This is a genomic window from Streptomyces sp. NPDC096132 (assembly GCF_044763345.1).
Classification (GTDB): Bacteria; Actinomycetota; Actinomycetes; order Streptomycetales; family Streptomycetaceae; genus Streptomyces.
This window is the reverse complement of record NZ_JBIWGA010000011.1, coordinates 71823-87588: the sequence shown is the minus strand read 5'-3', so window position 1 is coordinate 87588 and position 15766 is coordinate 71823. Positions and strand designations below refer to the sequence as shown.

Below are 15766 nucleotides of genomic sequence, written 5' to 3'. Positions count from 1 at the left end.
CATGGCCAAGGTCACGATGGCGCAGGCGCTCAACACCGCCCTGCGTGACGCGCTGAGCGAGGACGAGCGGGTCCTCGTCTTCGGCGAGGACGTCGGCCCGCTCGGCGGGGTGTTCCGCATCACCGACGGACTGACCCGCGACTTCGGCGAGGAGCGCTGCTTCGACACCCCACTCGCCGAGGCCGGCATCGTCGGGCTCGCGGTCGGCATGGCGATGGGCGGGTTCCGGCCCGTGGTGGAGATGCAGTTCGACGCCTTCGCGTACCCGGCGTTCGAGCAGATCGCCTCGCACGTCGCCAAGACCCGCAACCGCACCCGCGGCCGGATCGGCCTGCCGATGGTGATCCGGGTCCCCTACGCCGGCGGGATCGGCGGGGTGGAGCACCACTGCGACTCCAGCGAGGCCTACTACGCGCACACCCCCGGCCTGAAGGTGGTCGCCCCGGCCACGGCCGAGGACGCCTACTGGCTGCTGCGGGACGCGGTGGCGGACCCCGATCCGGTGGTCTTCCTGGAGCCGAAGAAGCTGTACTGGTCGCGCGAGGAGACCGACCTCGCCACGCGCGGGGCGCTGCCGTTCGGGCGGGCGGCGATCCGGCGGGCGGGGCGGGACGCCACCCTCGTCGCCTACGGTCCGTCGGTCCCGGTTGCGCTGGCCGCGGCCGAGGCCGCCGCCGCGGACGGCATCGAACTCGAGGTCGTGGACCTGCGGACGCTGGTGCCCTTCGACGACGGGACCGTCGTGGAGTCGGTGCGCAGGACGGGGCGCTGTGTGGTCGTGCAGGAGGCCCAGGGCTTCGCCGGGGTCGGCGCGGAGATCGCCGCCCGGGTGCAGGAGCGCTGCTTCCACTCGCTCGCCGCTCCCGTGCTGCGGGTGGCCGGCTTCGACATCCCGTATCCGCCGCCGAAGCTGGAGCACGCGCATCTGCCCGGCGTCGACCGGGTCCTCGACGCCGTCGACCGGCTGCAGTTCACGGACGAGCCCGACACCCGGCACCTGCTGAAGGGAGCGGTCGCATGACCACCGCAACCCTGACCGAGCAGCTGTTCCGGCTGCCCGACCTCGGCGAGGGGCTGACCGACGCGGAGATCGTCGAGTGGAAGGTGGCCGTCGGCGACACCGTGACGATCGACCAGATCGTGGTCGAGGTGGAGACCGCCAAGGCCGCGGTGGAGGTGCCGGTGCCGTACGCGGGCACGGTGCTGCGGCTGCACGCGGAGGCGGGCACCGCGCTGGGGGTGGGGGAACCGCTGATCACGGTGGGAGCGGCGGCACCCGTGGCGGCCCCCGTGACCGAGCCCGTGGTCGTGGACACCGCCGCCGAGCGGTACCGCGAGGAGGAGCGGGCCGGGTCCGGAAACGTGCTGATCGGTTACGGCACCGGGCACGAACCGGCGCCGCGCCGTCGCCGCCGACGGGCCGCCGCCGCACCGCAGACGCCCGCACCCGCACCCGCACCGGCCACCGAGGCGCACGCTCCCCGCGTCATCTCGCCCCTCGTGCGGCGGCTGGCCCACGACCACGGCATCGACGTCACCGCGCTGGCGCCGACGGGTCCCGCCGGGGTCGTCCTGCGGCGGGACGTGGAACAGGCGGTCGCTCGAAAGGCACCGGCCGAGCCCGCCCCGGCTGCGGAGCCCGAGGGCCCCGTGCGCATCCCCCTCCGAGGCGTCCGCAAGGCCGTCGCCGACAAGCTCTCCCGCAGCCGGACCGAGATCCCCGACGCCACGACCTGGGTCGACGTGGACGCGACCGGACTGCTCCAGGCCAAGAGGGCGCTGGAGGCGGCCGAACCCGGCCGTCGCGTCGGTCTGTTGGCGCTGCTCGCCCGTATCTGTGTCGCCGGCCTGCGCCGCTACCCCGAGCTGAACTCGACCGTCGACACCGAACGCCGGGAGATCCTGCGCTTCGACGAGGTGCACCTGGGCTTCGCCGCCCAGACCGACCGGGGGCTGGTCGTGCCCGTCGTCCGGGACGCCCATCGGTTGACGACGGTCCAACTGGCCGCGGAACTGGCACGGTTGACGGAGCTGGCACGCACCGGAAGCCTGCCGCCCGACCGGCTGACCGGGGGCACCTTCACCCTCAACAACTACGGGGTGTTCGGCGTCGACGGCTCCACGCCCATCATCAACCACCCGGAGGCGGCGCTCCTCGGCGTGGGCCGCATCGTCGACAAACCCTGGGTGGTGGACGGCGAGTTGACCGTCCGCAAGGTCACGCAGCTGTCGTTCAGCTTCGACCACCGGGTGTGCGACGGCGGCACAGCCGGCGGCTTCCTGCGCTTCGTGGCCGACTGCGTGGAACGCCCGGCGATCCTGCTCGCCGACGTCTGACCCACCCCCTTCTTCTCGGTGCCCGCACACCCGGGCCCACCGCACCCACCAACCGACCGAACGTTCGGCCTGGAGCACTCATGTCATCCTTCCACGCCCGCCACGCCGACCTGCTCGAACAGGCCGTGGCCCGCACCACCGACCGCGGCTACTGGACGCCGTATCCGGAGACCCCCAGTGCCTCCGTGTACGGGGCCGGGTCACCGGAGGCGGGCGAGGCGGCCTTCCGCGCCCTGCTCGACCGCCCCTTCCCGCTCGACGGGCACCCCACCACCGGCACCGTCCCCGCCTCGGAGGTGTCGCCGTACGGCTTCCCGCTCGGCATCAGCTACCCCCATCTGGCACCCGAGGCGGCCGTGGCGACGGCCAAGGCGGCCGCCCCGGCCTGGCGTTCGGCGAGCCCCGACGTCCGGGCCGGCGTGGCGGCCGAGATCCTGGCCCGGCTGAACGCGGCGAGCTTCGAGATCGCGCACGCCGTCCAGCACACCACCGGCCAGCCCTTCGTGATGGCCTTCCAGGCGGGCGGCCCGCACGCCCAGGACCGCGGCCTCGAGGCGGTGGCGTACGCCTGGGAGGCGCAGCGGCGCCATCCGGCCACCGCGCGCTGGAGCAAGCCCCGGCGCCGGGGCGGACCGCTGGTCATGGACAAGACCTACACCCCGGTCGGCCGGGGCGTGGCCGTGCTCGTCGCCTGCAACACCTTCCCCACCTGGAACGGCTATCCGGGACTCTTCGCGAGCCTGGTCACGGGCAACCCGGTGATCGTCAAGCCGCACCGGCGGGCCGTGCTGCCGCTGGCGATCACCGTGCGGATCGCCCGCGAGGTGCTGGCGGAGGCCGGTTTCGACCCGGACGTGGTGCTGCTGGCCGCCTCGCGCCCCGAGGAGCGCACCGCTCCCGCCCTGGCCACCCATCCCGATGTGCGGATCGTGGACTTCACCGGTTCCAGGGAGTTCGGCGACTGGCTGGAGACCAACGCCCGCCAGGCCGTCGTGCACACCGAGAAGGCGGGGCTGAACACCGTCGTCGTGGACTCCACGGACGACTACGCCGGGCTGCTGCGCAATCTCGCGTTCTCGCTGTCGCTCTACAGCGGGCAGATGTGCACCGCCCCGCAGAACATCCTGGTGCCGCGCGACGGCTTCCCCACGGACCGAGGACCGCGTACGGCCGACGAGTTCGCGGCCGATCTGGGCTCCGCGCTGGACGACCTGCTCGGCGACCCGGCCCGGGCCGCCGCGACCCTAGGCGCGATCGTGGGCGGCGGGGTCCTCGCGCGGCTGGAGGAGGCGGCGGCTCTGGGCCGTACCGCGCATCCCTCCCGTGCCGTGGCGCACCCCGAGCATCCGGACGCCGTGGTCCGCACCCCGCTGGTGGCGCGGCTCGACGCGGAGGCCGACGAGAAGACCTGCACCAGCGAGTGGTTCGGGCCGGTCTCCTTCGTCATCGGCACCGACGACACCGCGCACTCCCTGCGCGTCCTGCACGACACCGTACGGGCCCACGGGGCGCTCACCGCGTGCGTGTACGCGACCGGCGAGGACGTCCTGGCGGCGGCACGGGCGACGGCCCTGGAGGCGGGGGTGCACCTCTCGGAGAACCTGACCGCCGACGTGTTCCCCAACCAGTCCGCCGCCTTCAGCGACTTCCACGGCACCTCGGCCAACCCGGCCGCCAACGCGACCCTGACCGACCCGGCGTTCGTCACCGGCCGCTTCGCGGTCCTCCAGTCCCGCCGCCACGCCCCCGCCGAGGAGCAGACCGATGTCCGATGAGGTCTACCTGATCGACGGGGCCCGCACCCCGCAGGGCCGCTACGGCGGTGCCCTGGCCGCCGTACGCCCCGACGACCTGGCCGCGCTCGTCGTCGGCGAGGCCGTGCGGCGCGCCGGGATCCCGGCCGACTCCGTGGACGAGGTGATCCTCGGCGCCGCGAACCAGGCCGGCGAGGACAACCGGGACGTCGCGCGGATGGCCGTACTGCTGGCGGGACTTCCGCACACCGTGCCCGGGTACACCGTCAACCGGCTGTGCGCCTCCGGGCTGACGGCGGTCGCGTCCGCCGCGCAGGCCGTCCGCGCCCGTGAGGCGGAGCTGGTCGTGGCGGGCGGGGTCGAGTCGATGACCCGCGCGCCGTGGGTGATGGCCAAGCCGGGCACCCCCTGGGCGCGGCCGGGCGAGGTCCACGACACCTCGCTCGGCTGGCGCTTCACCAACCCCCGCTTCCCGGACACCACCACCCTGTCGATGGGCGAGACGGCGGAGGAGGTCGCCGCCCTGGACGGCATCACCCGGCTGGAGGCGGACTCCTTCGCCCTGCGCAGCCACCGGCGGGCGGTGGCCGCGCGGACGGCGGGCCGTTTCGCGGCGGAGATCGTCCCCGTACCGGTGGCGGACGGTGAGGTGACCCAGGACGAGGGGCCGCGCCCGACGACCACGCTGGAGAAGCTGGGCGGGCTGCGCACGGTCTTCCGCCGGGGCGGGATCGTCACCGCGGGCAACTCCTCTCCCCTGTCCGACGGGGCCGCCGCCCTGGTCGTGGCGAGCGCCGCGGCGGTCGAGCGGTACGGGCTCACGCCCCGGGCCCGGGTCGTCACCGCCGCCTCGGCCGGGGTCGAACCGCGTCTGATGGGGCTCGGTCCCGTGCCGGCCACCGCCCTGGCCCTGGAACGGGCGGGCTGGACGGTCGACGACCTCGACGCGATCGAACTCAACGAGGCCTTCGCCGCCCAGGCCCTGGCGGTCGTCCGCCGGCTGAAGCTCGACCCGGACCGGGTCAACGCCGACGGCGGCGCCATCGCCCTCGGTCACCCCCTGGGCTGCTCGGGCACCCGCATCCTGCTCACCCTGCTGGGCCGGCTGGAGCGGGAGGGCGGCCGGCGGGGTCTGGCGACGCTGTGCGTCGGGGTGGGACAGGGCGTGGCGATGCTCGTGGAGCGCGTATGAGCGCGTACGAGGGTCCGGCGCACGAGAACCCGGCGTACGAGACGCTGTCGGTCGAGGAGCGCGCGGACCGGGTGGTGGTCACCCTGCGCCGGCCCGCCTCCCGCAACGCCGTCAACGCCCGGATGATCACCGAACTGCACCAGGTGTGCGAGGAGTTGGAGCGCGCGCCGAAGCTGCTGCTGCTCACCGGGCACGGCGGGGTCTTCGCCGGCGGCGCGGACATCGCCGAGCTGCGGCGGCGCGGCCGGGACGAGGCGCTGCGGGGGATCAACAGCCGGTTGTTCGAGCGGGTGCGCGGACTGCCGATGCCCACCGTGGCCGCCGTGCCGGGCTGGGCGCTGGGCGGCGGCGCCGAGCTGGCGTACGCCTGCGACCTCAGGATCGCCGGGCCGGACGCGGTGTTCGGCAACCCCGAGCCGGGTCTGGGCATCCTCGCCGCCGCCGGTGCCTGCTGGCGGCTGCGCGAACTGGTGGGCGAGTCGGTGGCCAAGCAGGTGCTGCTCGCCGGGCGGAACCTCGACGCGGCCGCCGCGCTCGCCTGCGGCCTGGTCATGGACGTCGTACCGGCGGACCGGCTGCTCGACGAGGCGCACACGCTGCTCGACCGGATGGCCCGCTCGTCGGCGCTCGCCCTGCGGCTCACCAAGCTCGTCACGGATGCCGCGGGACCTCATCCCGTCGCCGACGACCTCGCCCAGGCGGTGCTGTTCGAAGGCCGGGACAAGGAGGAGCGCATGACGCGCTTCCTGGAGAAGAAGGGAGGCCGGGCATGACCTCGGCAGCGACACCGCCCTCGGTGGTGGGGGTGATCGGCGGCGGGCGGATGGGCGCCGGGATCGCCCAGTCCTTCGCGGCCGCCGGATCGCGTGTGGTGGTCGTGGAACGCGACGGCGCCACGGCGGCCGACGCCCTGGAGCGGATCGCCACGGGCCTGCGGCGGGCAGGCGGAGCGCCGGAGTCCGCCGTGCCGGGCACGGTGACCGCCGTGTCGACGGTCGCCGAACTGCCCCCGGACGCCGAGCTCGTCGTGGAGGCCGTACCGGAGAACGCCGTGCTCAAGGCGGAGCTGCTGGCCGCCGCCGAGGGCGTCGTCACGGACACGTGCGTGCTCGCCACCAACACCAGCTCCCTGTCGGTCACCGAGCTGTCGACCGCGCTGACCCGCCCAGGGCGGTTCCTCGGGATGCACTTCTTCAACCCCGTCCCCGTCTCGGGGCTCGTCGAGCTGGTGCTCGCCCCCGGCACGACCTCAACGACCCTCGCCGCGGCGATCGGCTGGACGCGGGTGCTCGGCAAGGAGGAGGTCGTCGTCCAGGACTCCCCCGGGTTCGCCAGCAGCCGGCTCGGCCTCGCGCTCGGTCTGGAGGCGATCCGCATGGTCGAGGAGGGCGTCGCCGACCCGGAGGCCATCGACACGGCCATGCGCCTCGGCTACCGGCATCCGATGGGCCCGCTGCGCCTGACCGACGTGGTGGGACTCGACGTACGGCTCGCCATCGCCGAACATCTGCACGCGACGCTCGGCGAGCGGTTCGCGCCGCCGCGGCTGCTGCGGGAGAAGGTCGCCCGCGGTGAGCTGGGCCGCAAGACCGGTCAGGGGTTCTACCGATGGCAGTGAGCGAAAACCCCACGTCGCACGGGGTGTCGTACGAGGTCACCGACGCCGTGGCGGTGATCGAACTGCGCGGACGCACGACCGGCAACGCGCTCGACGCCCATCTGCGCGGCGCCCTCCTCATGGCCGCCCGGCGGCTGACCACGGACGCCCGGCGGGAGGTGCGGGCGGCCCTGATCACCGCCCGCGGCCGGCACTTCTGCGTGGGCCAGGACCTCAAGGAACACGCCCACCTGCTGAAGACCTCGCCCGCCACGGCCTTCGCCAACATCCCCGACCACTACAACCCCCTGGTGAAGGAACTGCACGCGCTGCCCGTCCCGCTCGTCGTCGCGGTCGAGGGCTCCTGCGTCGGCGCCGGGCTCGGGCTCGCGCTCTGCGCCGACGTCCGTGTGGCCGCGGAGGGCGCCCGCTTCGCCACCGCGTTCGGCGGGGTCGGCCTCGCCTCGGACTCGGGCGTGGCCCGCGCCCTGGCCCGGCAGCTGGGCCCCTCCCGCACCGCGGGGCTCATGCTGCTCGGCGACACCTTCTCCGCGCGGGACGCCGAGCGGTGGGGGCTGGTGCACCGCGTCGTGGCGGACGGCTCGGCCGCCGCCGAGGGCGTGGCCCTGGCCCGCACGCTGGCCGCCGGGCCGACCGCCGCGCACCGGGAGACCAAGGCGCTGCTGCGGTCGGCGGCCACCACGGCCCTGCCGGCGGCGCTGGAACGCGAGTCGGTCGTCCAGCGACGGCTCGGCACCACCGACGACCACCGTGAGGCCGTCACCGCCTTCCTCGAACGGCGCGGACCGGTCTTCCACGGCCGCTGACCACCCATCCCCAGGAAAGGAGCACCCACCCTCATGAACATGTCCGTATTCGAGGACACCATCGCCCGCGACCAGCGCGTCGAACCCCGCGACTGGATGCCCGACGCCTACCGGGCCACGCTCGTGCGGCAGATCGCCCAGCACGCCCACTCCGAGGTCATCGGCATGCAGCCGGAGGGCGAGTGGATCACGCGGGCGCCGTCGCTGCGCCGCAAGGCGATCCTGTTCGCCAAGGTGCAGGACGAGGCCGGGCACGGGCTGTACCTCTACTCGGCGGCCGAGACGCTGGGCGCCGACCGCACCGACCTGACCGAGCGGCTGATCGACGGCCGCCAGAAGTACTCCTCGATCTTCAACTACCCCACCCGCAGCTTCGCCGACGTCGGGGTGATCGGCTGGTTCGTGGACGGGGCGGCCATCTGCAACCAGGTGCCGCTGTGCCGGACGTCGTACGGCCCGTACGGACGCGCCATGGTGCGGGTCTGCAAGGAGGAGTCGTTCCATCAACGGCAGGGCTACGAACTGCTGCTGACCATGATGCGCGGCACCGACGAGCAGCGGGCCATGGTCCAGGACGCCGTCGACCGCTGGTGGTGGCCGTCGCTGATGATGTTCGGCCCGCCCGACGACGACTCCCCCAACTCGGCGCGGTCCATGGCCTGGAAGATCAAGCGGCACTCCAACGACGTCCTGCGGCAGCGCTTCGTCGACATGACCGTCCCCCAGGCCGAGAAGCTGGGCGTCACCCTGCCCGATCCGGAGCTGCGGTGGAACGAGGAGCGCGGCCACCACGACTTCGGCAGCCCCGACTGGGAGGAGCTGAAGCGGGTCGTCTCGGGCGACGGGCCGTGCAACGCCGAGCGGATCGCCCGCCGTCGGGCCGCCCACGAGGAGGGCGCCTGGGTGCGTCGCGCCGCGGCCGCGCACGCCGCCAAGCGGGCCGCCCGGGTGCGGGAAGGAGCGGCGGCATGAGCACGACCGGAGAGAACGGCTGGCCGCTGTACGAGGTGTTCGTCCGGGGCAAGCGCGGGCTCAACCACGTCCATGTCGGCTCCCTGCGTGCCGCCGACGACGAGATGGCCCTGCTCCACGCCCGCGACCTCTACACCCGGCGCAACGAGGGCGTGAGCATCTGGGCCGTGCGCTCGGACACCATCGCCGCCTCCGCGCCCGACGAGAAGGACCCCTTCTTCGCGCCCAGCGGCGACAAGGTCTACCGGCACCCCACCTTCTACGACATCCCCGACGACGTCCCCCACATCTAGGGGAGGTCCGGGAACCTTGAGGAGCAGCGCATGACCGACGAGGACCTGTACGTCGACGGCGACAGCGCCCGCTGGGCGTTCGGCACCGGCTTCACCGACCCCCTGCACGGCCTCGATCAGCCGGTGCCGGGCGGTGTCGACGCGGACGACCTGGCCGCCTGCTGTCTGGCGCTCGGCGACGACGCCCTGGTGTCCGCGCAGCGGCTGGCCGAGTGGTGCACCCGCGCCCCGGAGCTGGAGGAGGAGCTGGCGCTGGCCAACATCGGCCTCGACCTCCTCGGCCAGGCCCGGCTGCTGTACGCCAGGGCGGGCCGGGCCGACGGCACGGGTCGCGGTGAGGACGCGTACGCCTACTTCCGCGACCCGGTGGACTTCCGCAACGTACGGCTCGCCGAACTGCCCGGCGGGGACTTCGCGTTCACCGTCGCCCGGCTGCTGGTGCTGTCCGTCTGGCGGCTCGCGGTGTGCGAGGCGCTCAGCACGGCGGCCGACCCGGTGCTGGCCGCGATCGCCGCGAAGAGCGTCAAGGAGCTGGCCTACCACCGCCGTTACGCCGCGGAGTGGACCGTACGGCTCGGTGACGGCACCGACGAGTCCGGCCGGCGGATGCGGGACGCGCTGACCACGCTGGCGCCCTGGGTGGACGAGCTGCTGACGGACCGTACGGCTGTGGGTCTCGGGGCCGATCCGGCCGTCGTCGCCACGCGGACCCGGCGGGAGCTGTCCGAGGTGCTCGCCGAGGCCGGACTGGAGGAGTGCGGCATGTCCACGGTCGCCGTGCCGGGCACGGGGCGCGGCGGCGACCACACCCCGCACCTGGCGCCGCTCCTCGCCGAGTTGCAGAGCGTCGCCCGCGCCCATCCGGACGCGTCATGGTGACGGCGTCGCCGGAGCGGGCGTGGCGCATCGCCGCCGAGGTGCCCGACCCCGAGCTGCCGATGCTGACGCTCGCCGACCTCGGGGTGCTGCACGGCCTCGAGGTGACGGCGGGGGGCGCCGTGGTCGCCCGGCTCACGCCGACGTACTCGGGCTGTCCCGCCGTGGCCGAGATGCGCGCCGAGGTGGTGGCCCGGCTGCGGGCCGCCGGCTTCGCCGACGTGCGGGTGGTCACGGTGCTCGATCCGCCGTGGACGACGGACCGGATCACCGACGAGGGCCGCCGCAAGCTGGCGGAGCACGGCATCGCACCGCCGGGACCGCGCGGCGCCCCGGGCCGGACCTGGCTGAGCCTGACGACCGCGCCCGCCAAGGTGCCCTGCCCGCGCTGCTCCTCCGCCGACACCGAGGAGCTCTCCCGCTTCGCCGCCACCGCCTGCACGGCACTGCGGCGCTGCCGCACCTGTCTGGAGCCGTTCCCCCACGTCAAGGACCTGCCATGACCCTCCCCGCCACCCCACCGCCCGTCCGGTCGCGACGCCGCCCGGTCTTCCACGCCCTGCGGGTGTCGGCCGTGGAGCCGCTGTGCGCCGACGCCGCCGCCCTCACCTTCGACGTCCCCGACCGGCTGGCCGACGCGTTCGCGTTCCGGCCCGGTCAGTGCCTCACCGTGCGCCGCGAGATCGACGGCCGTGACGAGCGGCGCTCGTACTCGATCTGCTCACCGGCCGGTACGGCGCCGCGCATCGGTGTCCGCGTGGTGCCGGGCGGGTTGTTCTCCTCCTGGCTGGTGCACGGTGTACGGCCCGGGGACACCCTCCAGGTGATGGCACCGGCGGGGGCGTTCACGCCGGATCTGGTCGGCGGCCTCGGCCACCATGTCCTCGTCGCCGCCGGGTCCGGCATCACGCCGATGCTGTCCATCGCCGCGTCCGTCCTCGCCGCGGACGAGGACGCGCGGGTCACGCTGCTGTACGGCAACCGGCGCACCGGCAGCGTGATGTTCGCCGACGAGCTCGCCGACCTCAAGGACCGGTACCCGGCCCGTTTCCACCTGGCCCATGTGCTGTCGCGCGAGCCGCGCGAGGCCGAGCTGCTGTCCGGCCGGCTCGACACCGGGCGGCTCGGCGCGCTGCTGGACGCCCTGCTCGACGTCCGTGAGGTCTCCCACTGGTGGCTGTGCGGTCCGCACGGCATGGTGCGCGACGCCCGCGCGCTGCTCACCGGGCTCGGTGTCCCGGCGGACCGGGTCCACCAGGAGCTGTTCCACGCGGACGAGGAACCGCCCGCCGAGCGCGCCGCCGACCCGGACGACACCGGCGACCGTGGCCCGACGAGCGAGGTCACGGTGGTCCTCGACGGCCGGGCGACCACGTTCGCCGCGCCGCGCCGGCGCAGTGTCCTCGACGGTGCCCAACAGGCCCGCCCCGACCTGCCGTTCGCGTGCAAGGGCGGGGTCTGCGGGACCTGCCGCGCCCTCGTCACCGACGGGGACGCCGACATGCGCCGCAACTACGCGCTGGAACCGGCGGAGGTCTCCGCCGGGTATGTCCTGACCTGCCAGACGTACGCCGTGTCGGACTCCCTCACCGTCGACTTCGACAGTTGAGGCACGACCGGAACCACGGCCAAAAATCGCCAGAACCTTGACTGTCAAAGTTCTGACAAATACGGTGCGGGTGCGGTTCGGGACGGTTTCCGTGGTGAACGGGAGGGGCTCTCATGACGGACACACTCGACGCCGACGTGGCCATCGTGGGGCTCGGCCCGGTCGGCGCCACGGCCGCGAACCTGGCCGGCGCCCTCGGGCTGACCGCGGTGGCCTTCGACCGCGCCACGACCGTCGAGCCACGGCCCCGCGCCATCGGATTCGACCAGGAGGCCATGCGTACGTTCGCCAACCTGGGCCTGGCCGAGGCCCTGGAGCCGCACATCATGCCGTATCGCCCGTCGGAGTACCGCACCGCCGGCGGACAGGTGATCAAGCGGATCGACACCGCGCCACCACCCCACCCGCTGGGCTGGGCGCCCAACTACGTCTTCCTCCAGCCGGAACTGGAGAGGGCGCTGCGTGAGCGCCTGGCCCGGGCGGACGGCGTCGACGTCCACCTCGGCACTACGGTGACGGACGTGAAGGTCGACGACGAGGGCGCGACCGTGGAGGCGGTCGACGCGGCGGGGCGCCGGCACAGCGTGCGCGCACGCCATGTCCTGGCGTGCGACGGGGGGAGCAGCCGGATCCGGGCCCGTGCCGGCCTGGCCCTGCGCGACCTGGAGTTCGACGAACCGTGGCTCGTGGTGGACGTGCTGCTGCGGCCCGGTGCGGGCGAGGCGCTGCCGCGGACCAACGTCCAGTACTGCGAGACGGCCCGCCCCAGCACCTACGTCGTGGGGCCCGGCCGTCTGCGCCGCTGGGAGCTGATGATCGACAAGGGCGAGGATCCGCGGGAGATGGCCGAGCCCCGGATCGTCCGTGAGCTGCTGTCCCGGTGGCTGGATCCCGGTGACTACGACCTCTGGCGCGCCTCGTCCTACCGTTTCCACGCACTCGTCCTCAGACAGTGGCGGGCCGGACGGCTGTTCTTCCTGGGCGACGCCGCGCACATGACTCCGCCGTTCCTCGCCCAGGGGATGTGCCAGGGAATCCGCGACGCGTCGAACCTTCTGTGGAAGCTGGCCGGCCGGCTGCGCGGGGGCGCCGGTGACGGATTGCTCGACACCTACCAGCGCGAGCGCGAGCCGCATGTGCTGCGGGTGACGGCCACGGCCAAGGAGCTGGGCCGGATCATCTGCGAACGCGACGAGGTCGCCGCGGCGGCGCGTGACGCGAGGCTGCTCGCCGAACTGGCGGCCAACCCCGGCGGCACCGTCCGCCAGTCCCTCATCCCCGGGCTGCGGGACGGTTTCCTCGCGCCGCACGGCTCCCCCGCCCGCGGCGAGATCCTCCCCCAGCCACGGGTGACCGACGGCCGGGGAAGGAGCGGCCTGCTGGACGACTTCACCGGCACCGCCTTCCGGCTGGTGGTGCGTGAGGACGTCGGGACCGCCGCCGCCGAGTCGGCGCTGCGCGAGCACGAGGCCGAAGGTGGTTTCCCGGTCCGGCTCGTCCGTCTGAACCGCTCCGACGCCCCGCTGCTCGGGGACAGGTACCGGGAAGAGGTCCCCGTGCTCACGCCCTGGCTGCACGGCCGGTCGTGCGAGGCGGTGCTCGCCCGTCCCGACCACTACGTCTTCGGCGGCGTCCGACAGGCCTTTGATGTCGGCCGGTTGCTCGCCGAGGCGCGGCGGCAGTGGGCGGGAGACAACGGCCCGGACGCCTGAGCGCCTCGGCGGGCGGGCCCCCGCGTCACGGCCGGGACAGCGGGACGTCGAGGCGCTCGGCGAGGTCGGCGAAGGAGATGCCGAACGTCTCCAGGACGGTGGCGCCGCCGGGGCCGACCTGGAAGGTCGCGAAGTCCGTGTAGACGCGGTCGACGCAGCGAAGTCCGGTGAGCGGGTAGGTGCACTCCGGGACCAGCTTGGGGGCGCCGTCCTTGGTGAACAGGCTCATCATCACGAACACGCGCTTGGCGCCGATCGCCAGATCCATCGCTCCCCCGACGGCCGGGATGGCGTCGGGGGCGCCGGTGTGCCAGTTGGCGAGGTCACCGGCCCCGGACACCTGGAAGGCGCCCAGCACGCAGATGTCGAGGTGGCCGCCGCGCATCATGGCGAAGGAGTCGGCGTGGTGGAAGTAGGCGGCCCCGGGCAGTTCGGTGACCGGGATCTTCCCCGCGTTGGTGAGGTCCGGATCGATCTCGCCCTCCTGGGCCGCCGGTCCCATGTTGAGCATGCCGTTCTCGGTGTGCAGCACAACCCCCGCCCCGTCGGGAAGGTGGTCGGCGACCAGGGTCGGCTGGCCGATGCCCAGGTTGACGTAGGAGCCGTGCGGGATGTCGCGTGCCACCCGGGCGGCCATCTCGTGCTTGGTGAGCGGCCCTCGGCCGAGGTTCTCCACGACGGGCTGCGGTGCGGTCGTCGGGTTCATGCCGCGGCCACCGCCCGGACGACGCGGTCGACGTAGATGCCGGGGGTCACCACTGCCTCCGGATCGAGTGCTCCGATGTCGACGATCTCGTGCACCTGGGCCACGACCGTGGTCGCCGCCGTGGCCATGACGGGCCCGAAGTTGCGGGCGGTCTTGCGGTAGACGAGGTTGCCCATCCGGTCGGCCCGGTGGGCGCCGATCAGCGCGACATCGCCCTTGATCGGGTACTCCAGGACATGGGTGCGGCCCGCTAGCTCCCGGGTCTCCTTGCCCTCGGCGAGCGGAGTACCGGCCCCGGTCGGCGAGTAGAACGCGCCGATCCCGGCCCCCGCCGCGCGCAGCCGTTCGGCGAGGGTGCCCTGCGGGACGACCTCCAGCTCGATGCGTCCCTCGCGGTAGAGCCGGTCGAAGACCCATGAGTCGGACTGGCGGGGGAACGAGCACACGATCCTGCGCACCCGGCCCTTGTCCAGCAGCGCCGCCAGCCCGGTGTCACCGTTTCCGGCGTTGTTCGACACCACGGTCAGCTCGGTCGCGCCCTGCCGGATGAGCGCGTCGATCAGCTCGACCGGCATGCCGGCCATGCCGAATCCGCCGACCAGTACGGTCGAACCGTCCTCGATGCCGGCCACGGCCTCGTCGGGATCGGCGCACACCCGGACGCTCATGCCGCGCTCTCCAGGACCAGGGCCAGCGCCTGTCCGACGCCGATGCAGATCGCGGCCAGCCCCCACCGGTCCCCCGACTCGCGCAGCCGCGCGGCCAGCGTGCCGAGGATCCGGCCGCCGGAGGCGCCCAGCGGATGGCCGAGGGCGATCGCGCCGCCCTTGGTGTTCACGATCGCCGGGTCGATCTTCCAGGCGTCCACGCAGGCCAGGGACTGCACGGCGAAGGCCTCGTTGAGCTCGACCGCCGACACGTCCGACCAGGAGATCCCGGCCCGCTTCAGGGCCCGTTCGGCCGCCTCGACCGGCGCGAACCCGAACAGCTGCGGTTCGAGCGCCGACACTCCGCGGCCGGCGATCCGGGCCAGTGGCGCGACGCCGACACGGGACGAGGCGGCCTCGGAGCCGATCAGTACGGCGGACGCACCGTCGCTGAGCGGCGAGGCGTTGCCGGCGGTGATCACGCCGTCGGGGCGGAAGGAGGGCTTGAGGCCGGCCAGCTTCCGCGGAGTGGATCCGGGCCGGATCCCCTCGTCGCGGGTGAGGAGGGCCTCGCCGTCGGCCTCGACCCGTACCACCAGGTCGTCGTAGAAGCCGGAGTCCCAGGCGGCGTCCGCGAGGATGTGGGAGCGGGCGGCGAACTCGTCCTGACGCTCCCTGGGGATGGTGAACCGCTCGGCGAGCTGTTCGTTGGCCTCGCCCAGGGAGACGGTCCACTCCTTCGGCATGCGCTCGTTGACCAGCCGCCACCCCAGGGTGGTCGACACGGCGGTGGTGTGGCCGGCGGGAAACGCGCGGGACGGCTTGGGCAGCACCCACGGCGCCCGTGTCATCGACTCCACCCCGCCCGTGAGGACGAGGTCGGCGTCGCCGCTCTCCACGGCGCGCGAGCCGATGATCGCCGCGTCGAGCGAGGAGCCGCAGAGCCGGTTGACCGTCGTGGCGGGCACCGTCGTCGGCAGGCCCGCCAGCAGGACGGCCATCCGGCCGACATTGCGGTTGTCCTCGCCCGCGCCGTTGGCGTTGCCCCAGACCACGTCGTCGATGGCGGCGGGATCGAGCGCGGGCACCTTGTCCAGCAGGCCCGTCACGGCGGTGGCCGCGAGGTCGTCGGGCCGGATCTCGGCGAGCGCCCCGCCGTACCGGCCGAAGGGCGTGCGTACTGCGCTGTAAACGAAGCTGGCAACCATGGATCGAACGTAGGCTCCGGACATTGATCTCGTCCA

16 protein-coding genes are annotated in these 15766 nt (G+C 73.7%); 13 read left to right on the top strand and 3 right to left on the bottom strand.

The window, feature by feature from the left end; translation table 11 throughout:
* The first annotated feature begins 1 nt into the window (after position 1).
* The 13 genes from ACIRF9_RS25690 (at position 2) to ACIRF9_RS25630 (ending at position 13169) form a co-directional block, all read left to right on the top strand.
* Positions 2-1021, top strand: a complete 1020-nt coding sequence (locus ACIRF9_RS25690) for an alpha-ketoacid dehydrogenase subunit beta (RefSeq protein ID WP_403826662.1) — start codon at positions 2-4, stop codon at positions 1019-1021.
* Positions 1018-2337, top strand: coding sequence for a dihydrolipoamide acetyltransferase family protein (locus ACIRF9_RS25685; RefSeq protein WP_403826659.1), 1320 nt, complete (start codon positions 1018-1020; stop codon positions 2335-2337). Before ACIRF9_RS25690 ends, ACIRF9_RS25685 begins: the two co-directional genes overlap by 4 nt.
* A gap of 80 nt (positions 2338-2417) precedes the next feature.
* A complete protein-coding gene (gene paaN / locus ACIRF9_RS25680) occupies positions 2418-4112 on the top strand; it encodes a phenylacetic acid degradation protein PaaN (RefSeq protein ID WP_403826656.1) in 1695 nt (564 codons plus the stop codon).
* Positions 4102-5283, top strand: coding sequence for a thiolase family protein (locus ACIRF9_RS25675; RefSeq protein ID WP_403826653.1), 1182 nt, complete (start codon positions 4102-4104; stop codon positions 5281-5283). Before paaN ends, ACIRF9_RS25675 begins: the two co-directional genes overlap by 11 nt.
* The gene (locus ACIRF9_RS25670) at positions 5280-6056 is read left to right on the top strand and encodes an enoyl-CoA hydratase/isomerase family protein (protein ID WP_403826650.1); all 777 of its coding nucleotides are present in this window, start codon (positions 5280-5282) and stop codon (positions 6054-6056) included. Before ACIRF9_RS25675 ends, ACIRF9_RS25670 begins: the two co-directional genes overlap by 4 nt.
* A complete protein-coding gene (locus tag ACIRF9_RS25665) occupies positions 6053-6901 on the top strand; it encodes a 3-hydroxyacyl-CoA dehydrogenase family protein (RefSeq protein ID WP_403826647.1) in 849 nt (282 codons plus the stop codon). Before ACIRF9_RS25670 ends, ACIRF9_RS25665 begins: the two co-directional genes overlap by 4 nt.
* On the top strand, positions 6892-7707 hold the full coding sequence (locus ACIRF9_RS25660; protein ID WP_403826644.1) for an enoyl-CoA hydratase/isomerase family protein: 816 nt from the start codon (positions 6892-6894) through the stop codon (positions 7705-7707). Before ACIRF9_RS25665 ends, ACIRF9_RS25660 begins: the two co-directional genes overlap by 10 nt.
* 33 nt (positions 7708-7740) lie before the next feature.
* A complete protein-coding gene (paaA, locus tag ACIRF9_RS25655) occupies positions 7741-8679 on the top strand; it encodes a 1,2-phenylacetyl-CoA epoxidase subunit PaaA (protein ID WP_403826641.1) in 939 nt (312 codons plus the stop codon).
* Positions 8676-8972 (top strand): 1,2-phenylacetyl-CoA epoxidase subunit PaaB, encoded by a 297-nt coding sequence (gene paaB, locus ACIRF9_RS25650; protein WP_403826639.1) that lies wholly within the window; start codon positions 8676-8678, stop codon positions 8970-8972. The genes paaA and paaB overlap by 4 nt, the downstream gene beginning before the upstream one ends.
* 30 nt (positions 8973-9002) lie before the next feature.
* Positions 9003-9851, top strand: coding sequence for a 1,2-phenylacetyl-CoA epoxidase subunit PaaC (paaC, locus tag ACIRF9_RS25645; RefSeq protein ID WP_403826636.1), 849 nt, complete (start codon positions 9003-9005; stop codon positions 9849-9851).
* Entirely contained in the window at positions 9845-10351 is a 507-nt protein-coding gene (paaD, locus tag ACIRF9_RS25640; RefSeq protein WP_403826633.1) for a 1,2-phenylacetyl-CoA epoxidase subunit PaaD, read from the top strand. The genes paaC and paaD overlap by 7 nt, the downstream gene beginning before the upstream one ends.
* A complete protein-coding gene (gene paaE / locus ACIRF9_RS25635) occupies positions 10348-11457 on the top strand; it encodes a 1,2-phenylacetyl-CoA epoxidase subunit PaaE (protein ID WP_403826630.1) in 1110 nt (369 codons plus the stop codon). Before paaD ends, paaE begins: the two co-directional genes overlap by 4 nt.
* Before the next feature lie 113 nt (positions 11458-11570).
* Positions 11571-13169, top strand: a complete 1599-nt coding sequence (locus ACIRF9_RS25630; protein WP_403826627.1) for a bifunctional 3-(3-hydroxy-phenyl)propionate/3-hydroxycinnamic acid hydroxylase — start codon at positions 11571-11573, stop codon at positions 13167-13169.
* A gap of 25 nt (positions 13170-13194) precedes the next feature.
* Here the strand turns inward: ACIRF9_RS25630 and ACIRF9_RS25625 are convergent, their stop codons facing one another.
* From ACIRF9_RS25625 to ACIRF9_RS25615, 3 genes are read right to left on the bottom strand one after another with little or no spacing between them, the layout of a single operon-like run.
* The gene (locus ACIRF9_RS25625) at positions 13195-13875 is read right to left on the bottom strand and encodes a 3-oxoacid CoA-transferase subunit B (RefSeq protein WP_403826624.1); all 681 of its coding nucleotides are present in this window, start codon (positions 13873-13875) and stop codon (positions 13195-13197) included.
* Positions 13872-14543 (bottom strand): 3-oxoacid CoA-transferase subunit A, encoded by a 672-nt coding sequence (locus tag ACIRF9_RS25620; protein WP_403826621.1) that lies wholly within the window; start codon positions 14541-14543, stop codon positions 13872-13874. The genes ACIRF9_RS25625 and ACIRF9_RS25620 overlap by 4 nt, the downstream gene beginning before the upstream one ends.
* Positions 14540-15730, bottom strand: a complete 1191-nt coding sequence (locus ACIRF9_RS25615; RefSeq protein ID WP_403826618.1) for a thiolase family protein — start codon at positions 15728-15730, stop codon at positions 14540-14542. Before ACIRF9_RS25615 ends, ACIRF9_RS25620 begins: the two co-directional genes overlap by 4 nt.
* Between the last annotated feature and the right edge of the window lie 36 nt (positions 15731-15766).

What these genes read in the sequence shown, in the direction of transcription:
- paaB (WP_403826639.1), top strand. Translation starts at nt 8,676, where the DNA reads ATGAGCACGACCGGAGAGAACGGCTGGCCGCTGTACGAGGTGTTCGTC.
- ACIRF9_RS25625 (WP_403826624.1), bottom strand. Translation starts at nt 13,875, where the DNA reads ATGAACCCGACGACCGCACCGCAGCCCGTCGTGGAGAACCTCGGCCGA.
- ACIRF9_RS25665 (WP_403826647.1), top strand. Translation starts at nt 6,053, where the DNA reads ATGACCTCGGCAGCGACACCGCCCTCGGTGGTGGGGGTGATCGGCGGC.
- ACIRF9_RS25685 (WP_403826659.1), top strand. Translation starts at nt 1,018, where the DNA reads ATGACCACCGCAACCCTGACCGAGCAGCTGTTCCGGCTGCCCGACCTC.
- ACIRF9_RS25630 (WP_403826627.1), top strand. Translation starts at nt 11,571, where the DNA reads ATGACGGACACACTCGACGCCGACGTGGCCATCGTGGGGCTCGGCCCG.
- paaA (WP_403826641.1), top strand. Translation starts at nt 7,741, where the DNA reads ATGAACATGTCCGTATTCGAGGACACCATCGCCCGCGACCAGCGCGTC.
- ACIRF9_RS25660 (WP_403826644.1), top strand. Translation starts at nt 6,892, where the DNA reads ATGGCAGTGAGCGAAAACCCCACGTCGCACGGGGTGTCGTACGAGGTC.
- paaE (WP_403826630.1), top strand. Translation starts at nt 10,348, where the DNA reads ATGACCCTCCCCGCCACCCCACCGCCCGTCCGGTCGCGACGCCGCCCG.
- paaC (WP_403826636.1), top strand. Translation starts at nt 9,003, where the DNA reads ATGACCGACGAGGACCTGTACGTCGACGGCGACAGCGCCCGCTGGGCG.
- paaD (WP_403826633.1), top strand. Translation starts at nt 9,845, where the DNA reads ATGGTGACGGCGTCGCCGGAGCGGGCGTGGCGCATCGCCGCCGAGGTG.
- ACIRF9_RS25670 (WP_403826650.1), top strand. Translation starts at nt 5,280, where the DNA reads ATGAGCGCGTACGAGGGTCCGGCGCACGAGAACCCGGCGTACGAGACG.
- ACIRF9_RS25620 (WP_403826621.1), bottom strand. Translation starts at nt 14,543, where the DNA reads ATGAGCGTCCGGGTGTGCGCCGATCCCGACGAGGCCGTGGCCGGCATC.
- ACIRF9_RS25615 (WP_403826618.1), bottom strand. Translation starts at nt 15,730, where the DNA reads ATGGTTGCCAGCTTCGTTTACAGCGCAGTACGCACGCCCTTCGGCCGG.
- paaN (WP_403826656.1), top strand. Translation starts at nt 2,418, where the DNA reads ATGTCATCCTTCCACGCCCGCCACGCCGACCTGCTCGAACAGGCCGTG.
- ACIRF9_RS25675 (WP_403826653.1), top strand. Translation starts at nt 4,102, where the DNA reads ATGTCCGATGAGGTCTACCTGATCGACGGGGCCCGCACCCCGCAGGGC.
- ACIRF9_RS25690 (WP_403826662.1), top strand. Translation starts at nt 2, where the DNA reads ATGGCCAAGGTCACGATGGCGCAGGCGCTCAACACCGCCCTGCGTGAC.